The organism is Erythrobacter sp. JB1-15 (genome assembly GCF_057365035.1).
In genome coordinates, this window is record NZ_CP200295.1 from 2,331,129 (window position 1) to 2,347,380 (window position 16,252).

General features: G+C 55.5%; 19 protein-coding genes and 1 pseudogene. 10 read left to right on the forward strand and 10 right to left on the reverse strand.

Going from position 1 to position 16,252, the window contains the following annotated elements:
• Positions 1-50 precede the first annotated feature (50 nt).
• Positions 51-1,040: a cobaltochelatase subunit CobS gene (gene cobS, locus AC0V6L_RS11185; RefSeq protein WP_486154334.1), complete on the forward strand. Its 990-nt coding sequence runs from the start codon at positions 51-53 to the stop codon at positions 1,038-1,040.
• Positions 1,041-1,113: 73 nt separating this feature from the next.
• Positions 1,114-3,293, forward strand: a pseudogene (locus AC0V6L_RS11190) (transglycosylase domain-containing protein).
• On the opposite strand, the gene AC0V6L_RS11195 reads toward AC0V6L_RS11190, so the two are convergent.
• Positions 3,290-3,691, reverse strand: a complete 402-nt coding sequence (locus AC0V6L_RS11195; protein WP_486154335.1) for a PaaI family thioesterase — start codon at positions 3,689-3,691, stop codon at positions 3,290-3,292. The pseudogene AC0V6L_RS11190 and the gene AC0V6L_RS11195 sit on opposite strands and share 4 nt — an antisense overlap.
• Entirely contained in the window at positions 3,684-4,178 is a 495-nt protein-coding gene (locus AC0V6L_RS11200; protein ID WP_486150791.1) for a PaaI family thioesterase, read from the reverse strand. The genes AC0V6L_RS11195 and AC0V6L_RS11200 overlap by 8 nt, the downstream gene beginning before the upstream one ends.
• A 133-nt stretch (positions 4,179-4,311) precedes the next feature.
• Between AC0V6L_RS11200 and AC0V6L_RS11205 the strand changes: the two genes are divergently transcribed.
• Genes AC0V6L_RS11205 through AC0V6L_RS11215 form a run of 3 tightly spaced genes read left to right on the forward strand, consistent with a single transcriptional unit; the run spans position 4,312 to position 6,386 of the window.
• Positions 4,312-4,473, forward strand: a complete 162-nt coding sequence (locus AC0V6L_RS11205) for a hypothetical protein (protein ID WP_486150793.1) — start codon at positions 4,312-4,314, stop codon at positions 4,471-4,473.
• A 24-nt stretch (positions 4,474-4,497) separates the two neighbouring features.
• Positions 4,498-5,469 carry a hypothetical protein gene (locus AC0V6L_RS11210; RefSeq protein WP_486154336.1) on the forward strand — a complete coding sequence of 324 codons (972 nt, stop codon included), beginning with the start codon at positions 4,498-4,500 and terminating at the stop codon, positions 5,467-5,469.
• Positions 5,469-6,386 carry a transposase gene (locus AC0V6L_RS11215; RefSeq protein WP_486154337.1) on the forward strand — a complete coding sequence of 306 codons (918 nt, stop codon included), beginning with the start codon at positions 5,469-5,471 and terminating at the stop codon, positions 6,384-6,386. The genes AC0V6L_RS11210 and AC0V6L_RS11215 overlap by 1 nt, the downstream gene beginning before the upstream one ends.
• Positions 6,387-6,413: 27 nt before the next feature.
• On the opposite strand, the gene ruvX is transcribed toward AC0V6L_RS11215, so the two are convergent.
• The 8 genes from ruvX to pyrE are packed head-to-tail and all read right to left on the reverse strand — an operon-like array spanning position 6,414 to position 11,479.
• Positions 6,414-6,899, reverse strand: coding sequence for a Holliday junction resolvase RuvX (gene ruvX, locus AC0V6L_RS11220; protein ID WP_486155118.1), 486 nt, complete (start codon positions 6,897-6,899; stop codon positions 6,414-6,416).
• Positions 6,881-8,116: a DUF3089 domain-containing protein gene (locus AC0V6L_RS11225; RefSeq protein ID WP_486154338.1), complete on the reverse strand. Its 1,236-nt coding sequence runs from the start codon at positions 8,114-8,116 to the stop codon at positions 6,881-6,883. The genes ruvX and AC0V6L_RS11225 overlap by 19 nt, the downstream gene beginning before the upstream one ends.
• Positions 8,117-8,161: 45 nt before the next feature.
• Positions 8,162-9,112 carry a signal peptidase I gene (gene lepB / locus AC0V6L_RS11230; RefSeq protein WP_486154339.1) on the reverse strand — a complete coding sequence of 317 codons (951 nt, stop codon included), beginning with the start codon at positions 9,110-9,112 and terminating at the stop codon, positions 8,162-8,164.
• A gap of 23 nt (positions 9,113-9,135) precedes the next feature.
• Positions 9,136-9,537 (reverse strand): holo-ACP synthase, encoded by a 402-nt coding sequence (acpS, locus tag AC0V6L_RS11235; protein ID WP_486150803.1) that lies wholly within the window; start codon positions 9,535-9,537, stop codon positions 9,136-9,138.
• Positions 9,534-9,842 (reverse strand): hypothetical protein, encoded by a 309-nt coding sequence (locus AC0V6L_RS11240; protein ID WP_486154340.1) that lies wholly within the window; start codon positions 9,840-9,842, stop codon positions 9,534-9,536. The genes acpS and AC0V6L_RS11240 overlap by 4 nt, the downstream gene beginning before the upstream one ends.
• A 23-nt stretch (positions 9,843-9,865) precedes the next feature.
• A complete protein-coding gene (locus AC0V6L_RS11245; protein WP_486154341.1) occupies positions 9,866-10,150 on the reverse strand; it encodes a pyridoxal phosphate biosynthetic protein in 285 nt (94 codons plus the stop codon).
• Positions 10,150-10,893, reverse strand: a complete 744-nt coding sequence (locus tag AC0V6L_RS11250) for a pyridoxine 5'-phosphate synthase (protein ID WP_486154342.1) — start codon at positions 10,891-10,893, stop codon at positions 10,150-10,152. Before AC0V6L_RS11250 ends, AC0V6L_RS11245 begins: the two co-directional genes overlap by 1 nt.
• Positions 10,894-10,897: 4 nt before the next feature.
• Positions 10,898-11,479, reverse strand: a complete 582-nt coding sequence (gene pyrE, locus AC0V6L_RS11255) for an orotate phosphoribosyltransferase (protein WP_486154343.1) — start codon at positions 11,477-11,479, stop codon at positions 10,898-10,900.
• A 245-nt stretch (positions 11,480-11,724) separates the two neighbouring features.
• Here pyrE and coxB point away from each other — a divergent pair, with 245 nt between their 5' ends.
• The 5 genes from coxB to AC0V6L_RS11280 all read left to right on the forward strand — a co-directional run bounded on the left by coxB (position 11,725) and on the right by AC0V6L_RS11280 (position 16,242).
• On the forward strand, positions 11,725-12,735 hold the full coding sequence (coxB, locus tag AC0V6L_RS11260; RefSeq protein ID WP_486154345.1) for a cytochrome c oxidase subunit II: 1,011 nt from the start codon (positions 11,725-11,727) through the stop codon (positions 12,733-12,735).
• A gap of 40 nt (positions 12,736-12,775) precedes the next feature.
• Positions 12,776-14,494, forward strand: coding sequence for a cytochrome c oxidase subunit I (ctaD, locus tag AC0V6L_RS11265; RefSeq protein ID WP_486150813.1), 1,719 nt, complete (start codon positions 12,776-12,778; stop codon positions 14,492-14,494).
• 88 nt (positions 14,495-14,582) lie between these two features.
• Complete coding sequence (locus tag AC0V6L_RS11270; RefSeq protein WP_486154346.1) at positions 14,583-15,518, forward strand: heme o synthase; 936 nt, start codon at positions 14,583-14,585, stop codon at positions 15,516-15,518.
• Positions 15,515-15,643, forward strand: a complete 129-nt coding sequence (locus tag AC0V6L_RS11275) for a hypothetical protein (RefSeq protein ID WP_486150817.1) — start codon at positions 15,515-15,517, stop codon at positions 15,641-15,643. The genes AC0V6L_RS11270 and AC0V6L_RS11275 overlap by 4 nt, the downstream gene beginning before the upstream one ends.
• On the forward strand, positions 15,640-16,242 hold the full coding sequence (locus AC0V6L_RS11280) for a cytochrome c oxidase assembly protein (protein WP_486154347.1): 603 nt from the start codon (positions 15,640-15,642) through the stop codon (positions 16,240-16,242). Before AC0V6L_RS11275 ends, AC0V6L_RS11280 begins: the two co-directional genes overlap by 4 nt.
• The last annotated feature ends 10 nt before the right edge of the window (positions 16,243-16,252 follow it).

Below are 16,252 nucleotides of genomic sequence, written 5' to 3' on the forward strand. Positions count from 1 at the left end.
CGCTGACCCTCTTGCCCGCTTGGCTTAAGGCCATTAACGCGGCCCCTGCAATGAACTCACCTGCTACACCCAACACCGCCGGCGCAACCGCCATTCCCGCCTCTCCCGATACGACGATTGATGTGCGCGATGTCTTTGGCATTGATGTCGATTGGCAAGTGCCTGCCTTTTCCGAGGCAAGCGAGCATGTGCCTGAATTTGACGCGGATTACGTTTTTGATCCTGACACCACGCTGGCGATCCTCGCCGGATTTGCGCATAATCGCCGCGTGATGGTTCAGGGCTATCACGGGACGGGCAAGTCAACTCATATCGAACAGGTCGCAGCTCGTCTCAATTGGCCCAGCATCCGGGTGAATTTGGACGCGCATATCAGCCGGATCGACCTGATCGGGCGCGATGCAATCGTGTTGAAAGATGGATTGCAAGTCACTGAATTCAAAGAAGGTATTTTGCCATGGGCGTTGCAGCATCCGGTTGCCTTGACCTTTGATGAATACGATGCGGGCCGCCCGGATGTGATGTTCGTTATCCAGCGTATCCTCGAATTTGATGGCCGTTTGACACTGCTCGATCAGAATCGCGTAATCACGCCGAACCCGCATTTCCGCCTGTTTGCGACCACCAATACGGTGGGGCTGGGCGATACCAGCGGGCTGTATCATGGCACCCAAGCGATCAACCAGGCGCAGATGGACCGCTGGAATGTTGTAGTGGCGCTCAATTATCTCGATGCCGACACAGAAAAAGCCATCGTTAAGTCGAAGACGCCGGATACCGATGATGGCGTGATTGCCGATATGATCAAGGTTGCGGATCTCACGCGGCAGGGCTTTATGAATGGCGATATCTCCACAGTGATGAGCCCGCGCACCGTCATTACATGGGCGCAGAATGCGGCGATCTTCAAGTCAATGGGCTTTGCCTTCCGCCTGTCATTCCTCAACAAATGTGATGAGGCAGAGCGCGTGCTGGTAAGCGAGTATTATCAGCGCGTGTTTGGCGAAGACTTGCCCGATAGCGCTGCTGCCGCTTCGTAAACGCGCGATACACTTGGCACCGCGTATCCCGGTGTTGCAGACGGGTGTTATAGTCTGCTAACACAGTGGGCATATGGGCGTTTTGGGCCGATTCTTTAAAAGCGCGCGAGGGCGTGATCCATCGGCGGGCGAGGCGCCCGGCGGCGAATTTTATGCCACCTATGAAAGCCAGCGCCCGGTTTTTTACGATGACGATCTGACCCCGCAGTCAGGGGCTGCCGCCTCGCGGTCTGAGCCGGATTATTCCAGCTGGGACGATAGGCTCGAACGGCTCGATAGCTATGTCGAGCATGAAGAAAAAAGCGCCTCCCATGGTGGAAACCATCTTCCTATCGTGGCCGCCGGAAACGCTGGTGGGCGGTTCGCATAATGGCGCTGTGCCTGTTATTTTTCATTCTGCTGGTCGGCTGGCTGGCGGTAACCGCGCCGCTTTCCAAAAGCCTTGAACCCATAGCGCCGCCGCAGGTTACTTTGCTGGCAAAAGATGGAACGCCGATTGCCCGGCAAGGGGCCGTGGTCGCCGCGCCTGTCGAAGTGGACGCTTTGCCAGATCATGTAATCGAAGCCTTTCTCGCGATTGAGGACCGGCGGTTCTATTCGCATTGGGGTGTCGACCCGCGCGGCATCGCACGCGCTGCCTGGACTGGGCGGGGCGGGGGCAGCACAATCACTCAGCAATTGGCAAAGTTCACATTCCTCACGCCAGAACAGACCATGACCCGCAAAGCGCGCGAGGCGTTGATCGCTTTGTGGATGGAATCCCAGCTCACCAAAGACGAAATTCTGGGCCGATATTTGTCCAATGCCTATTTCGGCGACAATCAATATGGTTTGCGCGCGGCAAGCCTCCATTATTTCTATCGCAAGCCTGAAAATCTCCTTCCAGAACAAGCAGCTATGCTGGCAGGTCTCCTACAGGCACCCTCGCGGTACAATCCTACACGCCATTTTGAGAGAGCCCGCTCTCGTATGTACTTAGTCACCCAGGCCATGGTGGATGCAGGGTATATGACGCAGGAAGAACGCGACGCACTGCCTGTGCCAAAGCTCGATGTGCGCACGCGCGATGACTTGCCCACGGGCACCTATTTTGCCGACTGGGCGCTGCCATTGGCGAGGGCAGGGATGGAGACAAGCTATTCTGCGCAAGTGGTCGAAACTACGCTTGATGCGCGGCTGCAAAAACTGGCCGGACGTGTGATTGGCCGCGCCGCATTGGGCGATGCTCAAGTGGCTCTGATTGCAATGCGGCCCACGGGCGAAGTTGTCGCCATGCTGGGCGGCAAAGATTACGCGGTATCGCCGTTCAACCGCGCGACACAGGCAAAGCGCCAGCCCGGTTCAACGTTCAAGCTGTTCGTTTATCTGGCCGCTCTAGAAGCAGGTTGGGAACCCGATGACACCTTGCCCAACACTCCGATAGAAAAAGGGTCGTACCGGCCCAAAAATTCAGGCGGCAGTTATTCGGAGACGATCACACTGGAAAATGCACTGGCGACATCCAGCAATGTGGCAACTGTGCGGTTGTTCAACGAAATTGGCAGTGAACGGGTGATCCGCACGGCCCGGTCGCTGGGGGTGACCTCGCCTATGGCCGAAGGTGATCCCAGCCTAGCTTTGGGCACCTCGTCCATGACATTGTTTGAGCTCACATCAGCCTATGCGGGGATTGCGGCCAATGAATTTCCCGTGCGCGCATTTGCGTTCCCGCAACAAGAAGAAACCTGGTGGGAATGGCTGACAACGCCCGAAGACAGCGTGTCTTCAAGCGCGCATGACGATATAGAAAAGATGCTGCGCGCCGCAATCAATCGCGGCACAGGCAAAGCGGCCACATTGCCAATTGCCAATTACGGCAAGACCGGAACGACTCAAAACTACCGTGATGCGCTGTTCGTTGGCTATGCCGGCGAAGGCGAGGATGCGTTGGTGGTGGGTGTTTGGGTTGGCAATGATGATAATTCGCCCATGGGTAAAGTCACCGGCGGCGGTCTGCCAGCGCGCATCTGGAAGGATTTCATGCGCGGTGCCTTGTCGCTGAAGACCGCGCCAGCGCCCAAATCGTCGCCTGATCCCCAAGGTCCATTGGAGCGGTTCGACATAGAAGAGGGTGAGACAATCCCGCTTGATGAGGAAGGAACCGGGCTGCGCTTTGATGAAAATGGCGTGACGCTGACCACCGATGTTGACGGGGTCAGTGTCGATTTGCGGCTGGATGAAGACGGTTTGGCGCTTGAACCAAGCGGGCCTTAACTCACCAATATGTTCATCACCGCGCTGGCAATCGGGCGAGTGCGATCATCCTGCCAGGCTTCCACCGTCACATTTGCGTTTCGGCGGCCCAGCCGGGTGATCCGGCCAAGCGCAAATGTCTGCTTTTGTTGGCCGGCTGACAGATATTGGACGGTGATGTTGATCGGCTTCATGCTTGCATCAACACGTCCTTCATGGGTGAGAACTGAGCGCAAGGCGGCATAGCCTGCATTTTCCAAAAGACCGGCGGTTGCGCCGCCGTGAAAATAGCCTGGCCTGCCTTCCACGTTGGAACCGAAGTCGATTGTCAAGATCGGCAGATCATTCTCGATTTGAGCCATCTCAATGCCAAGCGAACGGGCATAAGGCGTCAGGGGCGGACCGTTTGTGTCAGTCATCATGGGCCCCTTCGATTTTGGCTTTGGCAGCCGTTCGCGCGTCTTTGGCGATCGTCATAAACACGCCTGCAACATGAGCGACCGGGTCATCGATGTCTTCATCATAGGCGACACCCCTGACAAAAGCGGCAGAGCGAGTCATTTTGTAGCATTCAACTCGGCCAAAGACGCTGCATTGCGGGCGAGCGGGGCGCTGGTAATCAACTCTCAAGTCCAGAGTTGCGACAGGGGTGAATGTGGTTGATGTCTGCCAGATGGACATGCCGCTGGCCATATCCATCAGGCTGATGATCGGGCCAGAGGCTAGCACGGCAGCCGCCTTGTCCTGCGCATCTTCGCCGAGCAAATCTTCGCGCCAGGGCAATTCAAGTTCGACCCAATTGCCACCGTGACTGCTGTATCGAAGGCCCAGCCAGCCGGTATGGCCGTGACGGAAGAAAAACTTCGATGCCTCGCGGGCGTCAAATTTGGCGGCCTCAGAACTCATGCACGCTTCCTGACATCAAAACAAAATGATCTAACCGAGTTTTAATTCGGTCACACGAACATGGTGACCCATCATGCCTAAAGCGAGTCAGGCGCTTTGTGAACTGGCTGCTTAATGGTGAAGGTGATCGAATATGGACGGCGCAAAAATCGACCTGACTTCTCTTCCAGGCCTCAGCACGGCGCAGGGATTGTTTGGCTCTCTGGTTCAGCAATCAGGGCCAATCTACAACGAAACCATCGTCGATATCATGGTCTATCTTTATGACGTTTTGCCACCAGAGGCCGAGGGTTAAGGGAGTGGTGAAGGGCGTATTGCGGTGAATATTCACCCCGCCATTGCAGCTTTGCGAAGCGATCCAGATCGGCATGGCTCAAATCAAGAGCACTTTCGGGCCGCGGTTTCAAAATGGAAATCGCAAGACCACACTCAGGCGATACTGGGCGATCTGGAAAGGTTCGGTGTTGGCGAGGATTTGGCAGATTGCGAACATCTCGACACCCTTGTGTCAGACTTCATAAGCGCCAGCACATTTGTACAGATATGGCAGCGCTGCGTTATTGCTGCGTCGCGCGAATATCCTCTTGGAAATCTGACCTTCCAGCACCGCTCTTCTGATGCAAACGCCAATATGGTGTTGATGTCGAGCGGACGCGCGGCCCTGAGTGTGAACGTTTATGAAGAGCAGGCAAACCTGATCCAGCCTGAAACAGCCGTTTTTCCAGATCGTCAGACGCATGAATGCGTTGTGAAAGGATCAGCTGATGGCGTGCTTCACGAAGTTCGCCAATGCGACGGATACGACACCATAATCGATACCTGCCATGCTCGTTGGCGCGCCGGAGCTGTCATTGTGACAAAGGGGCCTTGCGAAGCGCGTCAGGTGATACGAGTGGATGGGGCGATGGTGGTTTTGCAACTGTCTCGAAACGCTCCCAATCCGCAGCCCACGCGCGAATACAAACTGGAAGATGGCGCACTTGTCCAATCAGTCAGCGGGGATAAGCTTGCCAGCCAGAAATTCATGGCTTTGGGCGTGCTGGGCGCTTTGGGCGATCAAAGCGGACTTGATGCGATGCGCATTTGCGCGCTCGACCAGAGTGAGGATCTTGATGTGCGCTGGGAGGCTGTTCGCCAGACACTTGCGCTCAATCCCGCACGCGGCATCGCATTGTTGGATGAGATTATAGCACGCGAAACTGATCCGTTATCTTTGGATGCGTTTGATTTGCGCAAAGCTTTGAGGGAAACTCAACCCGAACTCGCGCATTTGTTCGGAGCGGCAGCGTAATGCCGCTTGTCATTGATGAGGGCACTGAAGACGCAGCAAAAGTGGCAAAAACCTGCTCGCTCGATCAATGTATCGATGCGCTGGAAGGCCTTCATTTCGACCCTTATGATGCCGATAGTGTTATCGAAGCGGCTGAATGGCTCAAGCAGTTGAATGCAAACCGGACCTTCCTTGCCGATCGGCTGGTTGACAGGCTTTGCGGGCGTTCCGCACACGAGATTGCGACAGGATATGGCCCGCAAGCTATCGTTTTAAGCCAAGTGCGCGGCGGCATGTTTTTGCGAGCCAATATTTGGCCGGCAGAAGACGATTTGTGTTTCAAGAACAGCGGGGCACGCTCGTTCGTGTATGGGATACCTCACGATCACAATTTTTCGTTTCTGACCAGCGGATATCTGGGGCCGGGCTACCAGAGCGACTATTTCGAATATGATTATGACAGCGTGACGGGCGTTGCTGGTGAACGGGTTGATCTGCGGTTTGCTGAGCGCAGCTGCCTGAAGGAAGGGCGTATCTTACTGTACCGGGCGCATCGCGATGTGCATTCGCAATTGCCGCCTGAAAGCCTGTCCGTATCGCTGAACATCATGCATGTTGATCCGGTGCAGGGATGGTTCGATCAATATGGCTTCGATCTGGAACGGCAAGAGATCAGCCGTGTACTGAGCCCCAATGCCAGCGAGGTGTTCATGCGTATCGCGGTGGCGAGCGGTTCGGATGATGCTCTTGAATATGCGGAGTGGGTCGGTGAAACACATCCCAGTGAGCGCCTGCGGCTTGCCAGTTTTGAGGCGCGTTCTGCAGTCTATTGTCATCCAGAAGCTCGCGATGCTTTATGGCGCGAGGGGGAGAATTGCGGCAGTAAAATGGTCGCGGCCGTGGCCAGGCAAAAACGCGCAGAACTGGGCCTGGTTTAGTCTGCGAAACGCCTCCGCATCGGCGGCCTAGATCACTCCGCCGGCCAACCGATCAATCGCGCCTTGCAAGATGATGGCAGCGGCGTGGCTGTCTATCGCTTGGGCGCGCTTGGCACGGCTCATATCCTGCCCGATCATCGCTGCTTCGGCGCTTTGCGAAGACCATCGCTCATCCCATAACAACACAGGAAGCGCAAAGGTATCGGCCAAGTTTCGAGCATAAGCGCGCGAAGACTGGGCGCGCGGCCCTTCGCTGCCATCCATATTGCGCGGCAGGCCAAGCACGATGCCGCGCACTGTACGCTCTTTCACAAGCGCTTCGATGACCGCGCGATCACGGCCCCATTTGCCGCGTGCAAGAGTTTTGCCATTGGTCGCAAATCGCCAGCCAGCATCGCATAAAGCGGTGCCAATCGTCTTGGTCCCAAGATCAAGGCCAAGCAGCACGCCGCCACTAGGCAGACCATTGGCGAAATCGGGAGCGGCTTCGGTAATCAGGATGCGCTGCCTGATGCTTGCGGTGTTGTATTGCCGTCCTCGACATCGCCAAGGAAGGCGCGAACCCGGCCATTCACATCGGCCTGGGTGTTTGCCCAAAACAAGGGGATGTCATAGACATGATAATTGTTGCCCGGCAGGACATAAGAACCGAGCTCTGGCGGATTACCGATCAACAGCAAGCCGCGATCATCGCAGCGCGCTGGGACGGCCGCGGGGTAAAGCAAACCGCTCGATAGATCGTCATCGGGCACTAAAGTGCCAAGATTGGCATCTTCATCAGCCGCGCCGCCAGACCCGCCGGTCAGCGGATTGGTGCAGACGATCTCGCTATCGCCGCGAGGATTACCATCAAAGCCTACAGAACTGGCATAGGTTTCGATGACCGAAGAGGGATCGGCTGGTTCGGCAAAGCTTGACCAGGAAAGCAGGCAACCTGTTTCGGTAGGCGAAGAGCAGGCTCCGATGCCCATTTCTGGCAGGTCGTGTTCGATAGAGATCGGCCACCCGACTGCATATGCCGCTACCAGCCGATCAGCGATTGGCGATCCCTGCACTTCTTCGCGCAGCAATCGGATCAGATGCAGCGATCCTTGGCTGTGTCCGGAGAGCACAATGGGGGTGTCATCATCCAATGATGAGAGGAAGTAGAGATAGGCGTCTTTGACATCCTCATAGGCAGCATCAATCGCTTGTTGCCCTTCGGGTGCATCGGTTAGAAACGCGCCCATCGTCGCCTGGCGATAGCGCGGCGCCCAGATCTCATCAGCGGCGTTAAAAGGACTGGCCATACCGCGCACAAACAGTTGGGCGATACGCTCTGTTTCGGCATCTGCGTTTTCGCCAATGGGTGCATTCCAGCTCGCGCGATTGAGATAGCTGGTTGGATGAATAAAGAAGACGGCAAAGCCCGGCGTTTCGGCATTGTTGGCTGCTGTTTGGGGCTCGCTCTGAGCTGCAGAAGTCGCATTTTCCCCTTGTTCCTGACCGTCGCCGGTCTGAGCGAAGGCGGGCTGCCAGCGCGCGGGATCGCTTGTGCCCATTCCGGGGCGCGAATACCACATGGCAGGGTCTTCATAGGCGTTTGTCTCAAGCGCTTCTTGAGGCTCAAATTCAGCGGAAGGCACAAGCGCGATGCGCGCGATGTCGTCTTGAAACATTTCGTAGCCGATCCGGCCGATCAGAAAGACGACAATGCAAAACGCGATGAAGTAAAGGAATTTCTTGGCCATAAAGCCGATGCTATCCTGTCAAAAACCGAACGCAAAATCGCCGGGTTATTCGCGGTCCGTTTGCTGGGCTGCTACGGTTTCTGCAAGAGCAGGGCGCAAGGTTGTCCAGGCTCTATCGCCGCGCAGGCTGGTGTACCAGCTAACCGGGTTCCAAGTGGTCGATCCATCAAGCGAGAAGGTGATAAATTCTGCCCTGCCGCCAACATTTTCAAGCGGGATGCCCCCGCCCAGACCTTTTTCGGCAACCGGCGCCCGGCTGTCGGCAGAATGATCGCGATTGTCCCCCATCACGAACACATTATCGTCAGGCACAGTGTAGGGGCCAAAATTGTCAAGGTTCTGGTCGGTGTGATCAATGATAAGATAAGTCGCACCATTGGGCAGTGTTTCGCGGTATGTAGGCGGTTCAAAAAATTCACCGTCTGCATCGCGATATTCTTCAAAATCGCGCAAACATGCCTGGGGGCCCACGCTGCTGTCGCACATGAGTTCGGGTTCAAACGGGATTTGCACCGGCGGCACCACTTCGCGCTGCACCATGTCGCCATTGAGAATTATCCGGCCGTCGCGCACTTCGATTGTGTCGCCAGGCAAGGCGACAACGCGTTTAATGTAATCCTCGTCTCGTTTGGGGTGAACCGGGATCACGATGTCGCCATATTCCGGCGTGGCTCCAAAAAGTCGCCAATCGCTTCGCGGTAGAATGTGAAAACTGGCCGATGCCCAAGACCAGCCATACGGATACTTGCTAACAATCAGGCGGTCGCCCACGAACAGGGTCGGCATCATCGAAGTGGACGGGATGTAGAAGGGTTTTGCCACAAAGCTGTGAAACATCAGCACCGCAAGCAGCATCAAAGCGAGACCGCGCAGTTCGGCAAGCCAATTGACGCTGCCCTCTTCGCTGCCTTCTTCTGTCGCGGTTTGCGGGGCGTCATTGCCCTGTTTGCCGCCGTCCTTGGTCACGGGATCAGCCGCATTTTCAGTGTTTGTCACGTTGTCGGTGCCTGTCAGAGTGCTCAAAGGGGCCGCGCTTCAAGAATAACGAAAGCCTGAGCCCATGGATGATCGTCGGTTAGAGTGAGATGAACGACCACCTCATGCCCCTGCGGCGTCAATTCTTCAAGTCGCTTGGCCGCGCCGCCTGTTAATCCAAGTGTTGGCGCACCAGATGAGGCGTTGATTACGCCAATATCTTTCATGAAAACGCCGCGCCGAAAACCTGTGCCCACGGCCTTGCTAAAGGCCTCTTTCGCGGCAAAGCGTTTGGCATAGGTGCCAGCGATAGTGAAAGGCCGTTTGCGGGCTTTTGCGCGCTCAGTATCGGTGAAGACGCGGTTCTCAAACCGTTCACCAAAACGGTCAAGCGAATTGGCGATGCGTTCGATATTGCACAGATCTGATCCGGTGCCGATAATCATATGAATAATCCTGAAGAATACAGAGCTCCGCCGATAACGAAGATGACGCTTGTGAGGCAAAGCGCGATGGCGATTGATCTGCGGCCAGCGCTCCACAGCCAGATGGTGACACCAAGCAGCGATGCGCTAATCAAAAACGGTCCGCCGATAATCAACCATTCCGTGATCGGCATGGGCCGCCCGCGATAAGATTCCGAGGCGAACATCAGACCCAAAAGAAACAGGCCTCCACTTCCCAAAAGCAAGATGGCGTACCAAACCAGCATCAACACGAGAGGGATATTGAAGGATGCTTTATCGATCATAGGCGGGGGAGAATTCAACAGGCTTAACCAAATGCCCTGGCAAATGCCATTGCAAGCAAAGCGAGAGCAATAACATGCAGCATGATCTGACTTTTGAATAAAGGATGCGCAAAATCACCGTTCGCAAATTTGAGCGCACCGACATAGCCAAAGATTTGCAAGGCGACCCATCCAATCGCAAACGGCACGAGGACTTGCTGGGCTAAAGAGAAGCCCAAAAATCCGATGGCCAACAAAAACAGGATAGCTGCAATGCCAGCCCAGAATTTTTGGGCAGATGTCAGTTCAGGCAATTCTTGCTGAGCCATCACCCGCGCGCCTCATCCATCAATTCACGCATGTGCCTGATTGCATTTTCAAGCCCGGTAAACACCGCCTCACCAATCAGATAATGGCCGATGTTCAATTCGGCGATTTGCGGAATTGCGGCGATGGGTTGGACGTTTTCAAACGTGAGACCGTGGCCTGCGTGAGGCTCAATCCCGTTTTTCGCAGCAAGCGCGGCCATGTCGCTGATGCGTTTCAATTCGCTGGCCACCTTTTCATTGTCCCCATCAAGGATCGCATGGGCATATTCGCCCGTGTGAAATTCAACGACTGGCACGCCTAGGCGCAGGGCGGTGTCAAGCTGGCGTTCATCGGCCTCGATAAACAAAGAGACGCGAATGTTTTCGCCGCGCAAAGCGTCCACAATCGGAACAAGCGTATTGTGGAGGCCAGCCGCATCCAAGCCGCCTTCGGTGGTGCGTTCTTCACGTTTTTCAGGGACAATGCATGCGGCATGAGGCCTGTGACGCAGTGCGATTTCAAGCATTTCAGGAGTCGCGGCCATTTCGAGATTGAGCGGAAGATCGGTCGCATCCTGAATGCGCGCCAGATCTTCGTCACGAATATGCCGGCGGTCTTCGCGAAGATGTGCTGTAATGCCATCGCCGCCGACACTCGCCACTATCTCAGCCGCGCGGACCGGATCAGGGTGATCGCCGCCGCGCGCATTGCGGATGGTCGCTACGTGATCGATGTTTACGCCAAGACGTAAAGGCGTGGCCATATTGTTATTCCTTGCGGCTACCGGGTTTCGTCACAGCTACGGCGGCCAGTTCTGCCGGGATGTCAGCTTCATTGTAGGTGGGAAAATCAAAGGCTGCGAGTGGATAGAAAGGTACGCCCAATTCGACACTGCCCATGGAGCGATCGATTAGCGCGCATTCGGCAATAACTTTGCCGCCTTCGCGCGCAATTGCTGCAATCGCCTCGCGGCTGGAAAGGCCCGTGGTGACGACATCTTCTACCATCAGAACTTTGGCGCCCTGCTCAAGCGCGAATCCACGCCGCAAATGGAAAACGCCATCGGGCCGTTCAAGAAACATTGCGTCTTTATCGAGCACCCGCGCGACTTCTTGGCCGATAATAATGCCTCCCATAGCTGGGGAAACCACAAGATCGACCTCGGCAAGAATTTCCGGCGGTATTCCCAAAGCGACAGCCTTTGCGAGGCGCGCCGCGCGCTCGGGCCGCATCAGAACCCGGGCGCATTGCAGGTAATGTCCGCTATGCTTGCCTGAAGATAGTTTGAAGTGCCCTTCGAGCAAAGCTCCGCAGTTTCGAAATTCGTCGAGTATTGCGTCCAAATCCATTCTCGGATCGTTATTAGAATGCATAGAAGATTATCCAAAAAGGCTTTGAGGATGTGGGAACTTGCGTGATCAACATGGATGCTTGCATAATTTTCTCCCTAGAAGCGCTTGAGGCTATCGGCAAGCGCGTCTATGGAGCGGTGGAATCTGGCAGAAATGCCGGGGCAGCGCTTGTGGAATGTGCCGTGTGAAGAGCGGGTTTTGCGAGTATGGGATTACAATCTGGAATGTTTAGGCACGTGATTATGGGTCAGGCTTTTGCCCGTTTGAAACTTGGGTTGGTTGCGATTGCAGCCGTTTTTGCATTGATGATGCCGGGTGTTGTCGCGGCGCAAGAGGCGCTTACCCCAGAGGCGCCCGCCACGGAGGCGGCTGTAGAAGCTGCTACAGCCGAACGTGCATATTCGCCCATGGCGCCCACGCCGGGCAAGGGGATGCCCACTTCCACTGATGATGACATGCTCAAAAGCATGACATTCCAGGATCAGTACACCGAAACGGGCCAATATGCGCTGTGGATGCATGATTACATCCTGCTCCCCGTGATTACGCTGATCAGCCTGTTTGTCCTTGCGCTGATGATTTACGTTATGGTTCGGTACAATCGCAGGGCTAACCCTGTCGCATCGAAAACCACCCACAACACCGCGATTGAAGTTATCTGGACAATTGTTCCAGCGCTTATCCTTGTGGTAATCGCTGTGCCTTCGATCACTCTTCTGGCTGAGCAGTATGAAACGCCGCCTGAAGATGCTGTGACCATTAAGGCGACCGGCTATCAGTGGTATTGGACCTACACCTATCCCGACCATGGTGAGATCGAGATCGTCTCTAACATGCTGTCCGAAGAAGAGGCCGCAGCGCGCGGAGAGGGCGAGCAATATCTGCTTGCTGTAGACAACCGGATGGTTGTGCCCGCTGATACGCCGCTGCGTATCCAAACGACGGCAGCGGACGTGATCCACGCTTTTTCCGTGCCTTCGCTCTGGTTCAAGCATGACGCGGTGCCTGGGCGTCTGAATGAAAAGATGATGGGTCCGATCCCTGAAGGCGTTTACTACGGCCAATGTTCTGAGCTGTGCGGGGCAAAGCACGGATTTATGCCAATCACTGTCGAAGCTCTTCCGCCGGAAAAATTTGCCGAATGGGTAGCGGAGCAGGGCGGTACGATGCCTGGCGCTGAACAGGTTGCCGAAGAAGTGCCGGTCGATGCCGCTACCGAAGAAGCGACGACTGAAGTCGCGCTTGCTGAATAAGACTTAACTGAACGAATACGAACTAGAGAGACGCTGAACGATGGCCACCACCGCAGAAGGTTTTGACATCCATACCGATGATCATGCGCATGACGCGGATCATAAGCCGGGCTTTTTTGCTCGGTGGTTTATGTCGACCAACCACAAGGATATCGGCACGCTGTATTTGATCTTTGCGATTTTTGCAGGGATCATAGGTGGGGCCATGTCGGGCGTTATGCGGCTGGAATTGGCCGAGCCGGGCATTCAGCACTTGGGCGCTGCGGTTGAGTTTTTCGGCGGCACTGCATCCGAAACGGCCAATCTGCACATGTGGAATGTGTTTATCACCGCGCACGGTCTGATCATGGTTTTCTTCATGGTGATGCCCGCGATGATTGGCGGGTTTGGCAACTGGTTTGTGCCGCTTATGATTGGCGCGCCGGATATGGCGTTCCCGCGCATGAACAATGTGTCGTTCTGGCTTACCGTGGCTGGCTTTGTTAGCCTGTGCTTCTCGCTGTTTGTGCCCGGCACCGGGCCAGATGCCCTGGGCGCGGGTGTGGGTTGGACGGTTTATGCGCCGCTTTCCACCACGGGCAACACCGGGCCTGCTGTCGACTTTGCGATCTTCTCGCTGCACTTGGCCGGCGCTGGTTCGATCCTTGGTGCAACCAACTTTATCACGACCATTTTTAACATGCGCGCGCCGGGTATGACCCTGCATAAGATGCCGCTGTTTGTGTGGTCGGTGCTCGTCACAGCGTTCCTTCTGCTGCTCGCGCTTCCGGTGCTTGCTGCGGCGATCACTATGCTTCTGACAGACCGTAACTTCGGCACGACCTTCTTTGATCCTGCAGGCGGCGGCGATCCAGTGCTGTATCAGCACCTGTTTTGGTTCTTCGGTCACCCCGAGGTATACATAATGATCCTGCCGGGCTTTGGCATGGTCTCTCAGATTGTAGCGACCTTCAGCCGGAAACCAGTGTTCGGCTATCTCGGCATGGCTTACGCGATGGTTGCCATTGGCGTTGTCGGCTTTGTTGTGTGGGCGCACCACATGTATACCGTGGGCCTCGATGTGAATACGAAGATGTATTTCACCGCGGCCACCATGGTTATCGCCGTTCCGACAGGCGTGAAAATCTTCAGCTGGATTGCTACCATGTGGGGCGGCAGCATGGAGTTTAAGTCACCCATGGTCTGGGCGCTCGGCTTCATCTTCTTGTTCACTGTTGGCGGCGTGACGGGTGTGATCCTCGCCAATGGCGGTATCGATGATAACCTGCACGACACGTATTATGTGGTCGCGCACTTCCACTATGTGCTGTCGATGGGCGCTGTCTTCTCACTGTTTGCTGGCTTCTATTACTGGTTCCCGAAAATCAGTGGTAAGATGCATTCCGAACTGCTCAGCCATGTGCATTTCTGGGGCTTCTTCATCGGTGTTAACATCGTGTTTTTCCCGCAGCACTTCTTGGGCATGAACGGCATGCCACGCCGGATCCCGGATTATCCTGAGGCATTTGCCTATTGGAACGAGATCAGCTCCTATGGTTATGTCGTGATGGCGGCTTCCATGCTCGTGTTCTTCGTGAACGTCGGGTGGTCGCTTGCCGCAGGTCGGGCACCGGGTAAAAACCCGTGGGGCGAGGGTGCAACTACGCTGGAATGGACGCTCACCAGCCCGCCGCCATATCACCAGTTTGAAACGCTGCCCGTGATCGAAGATCATCATGATTATCACGATCATATGCCGCGCGAAGCAAAGCCGGCTTAAGCTGGCCCGCCATAGAGATCACGAGTGAGAGAGGAGGGAAGGGCGCTTCGATAAGGAGTGCTCTTCCCGATTATGTAAGACCGACCCTATGAACACCGCAGTCACAACCACTCAAATGCCGGCCGATTGGCGTGATTTCTTCACGCTGACAAAGCCGCGCGTGATGACGCTTGTGATCTTCACTGGCATTTGCGGCGTGCTGGCAGCGCCGGGCAGTATCCACCCTGTGCTCGGTTTTACGGCTATCTTGGCGATTGCCATGGGGGCTGGCGGTTCTGCTGCGCTCAATCATTGGTGGGAAGCTGACCTGGACAAAGGCATGAAGCGCACTGCCAATCGGCCATTGCCTGATGGCCGGATGCGCCGCGAAGATGCGCGTGATTTCGGCATTTTCCTCTCAGCTGCTTCGGTCTTTATGTTGGGTGTCGCCGTAGGTTGGTTGGCGGCTGCCTGCCTGTTTGCAGCGATTATTTATTACGCCGTTATCTACACAATGTGGCTAAAACCGCGCACTCCCCAGAACATTGTAATCGGTGGCGGGGCAGGGGCCTTTCCGCCGTTTATAGGGTGGATTGCGGTTACCGGCGAAATCACGGCCATGCCGATTTTGCTGTTCGCGATTATTTTTATGTGGACCCCGCCGCATTTTTGGGCGCTCGCTCTTTTTGTGAAATCAGATTACGCGAAAGTTGGCATTCCTATGCTTCCTGTGGTCGCGGGCGAGAAAGTCACGCGGCAGCAGATTATGATCTATACCGTACTGCTTGCGCCTATTGCGATTGCCCCTTGGGCTATTGGCGGAACAAGCTGGGTTTATGGCAGCATTGCGGTGGTCTTGTCCGCTTTGTTCCTTGCATTGGCGGTTCCTGTGATGGCAGAAAAGCGTTCGGGTTCCGATCCGCTGGCTCCTGAAAAGCGATTGTTTAAATTCAGCATCTATTACCTCTTCGTGCTTTTCGCTGCCTTGGTCGCAGACCGTATGCTTGAGAATAACGGTTTGATAGGTGGGGGCATTCTCGCATGACGCCCGAAGAAGAAGCCGAAGTGAAACGCCGCCAGAAAAGCCGCAATCTGGTGGTTGGCGGTACGCTGCTGTTTTTCGTTGTCCTGTTCTATGCGATCACGATTGCCAGGCTTGGTGCGCAGTGAATACGGCCGCAACTGTCTTCGACACGCAAGTTCAACGCAAGAACGCGCGCACAGGCTTTTTTGCCTTGCTTTTCGCTGCGGCAATGGTCGGCCTCGGCTTTGCATCTGCGCCGCTGTATGATTTGTTTTGCCGGGTCACAGGATTTGGCGGGACGACACAGGTCGCAAGTGAGGCCGATGCCTCCAGCGCGGCAGCGGCGGGGATCGATAAAGAAATCTCGATCCGGTTCGACGCATCGACTGCGGGCGACGTTGCATGGTCTTTCCGGCCAGAGCAATCGACTGACACCGTGCGCATTGGGCAACGTGATATCGCCACATATGTGGCCAAAAATCTCGAAGCGAAGGCTGTGACCGGGACCGCGACATTCAATGTCGAGCCGAGCCAAGCAGGCCAATATTTTCACAAGATCCAGTGCTTCTGCTTTACTGAGCAGACTCTCGAATCGGGTGAAGAAGTGACCATGCCGGTGTTGTACTACATTGATCCTGCCATTCTCGAAGATGAGTTTATGGCGGATGTCGAGCAGATCACCTTGAGTTATACCTTTCACCGCGCAAAAGAGACTGTGAAATCAGCTCGCGCGCCATCTAACTGATTGCACAATC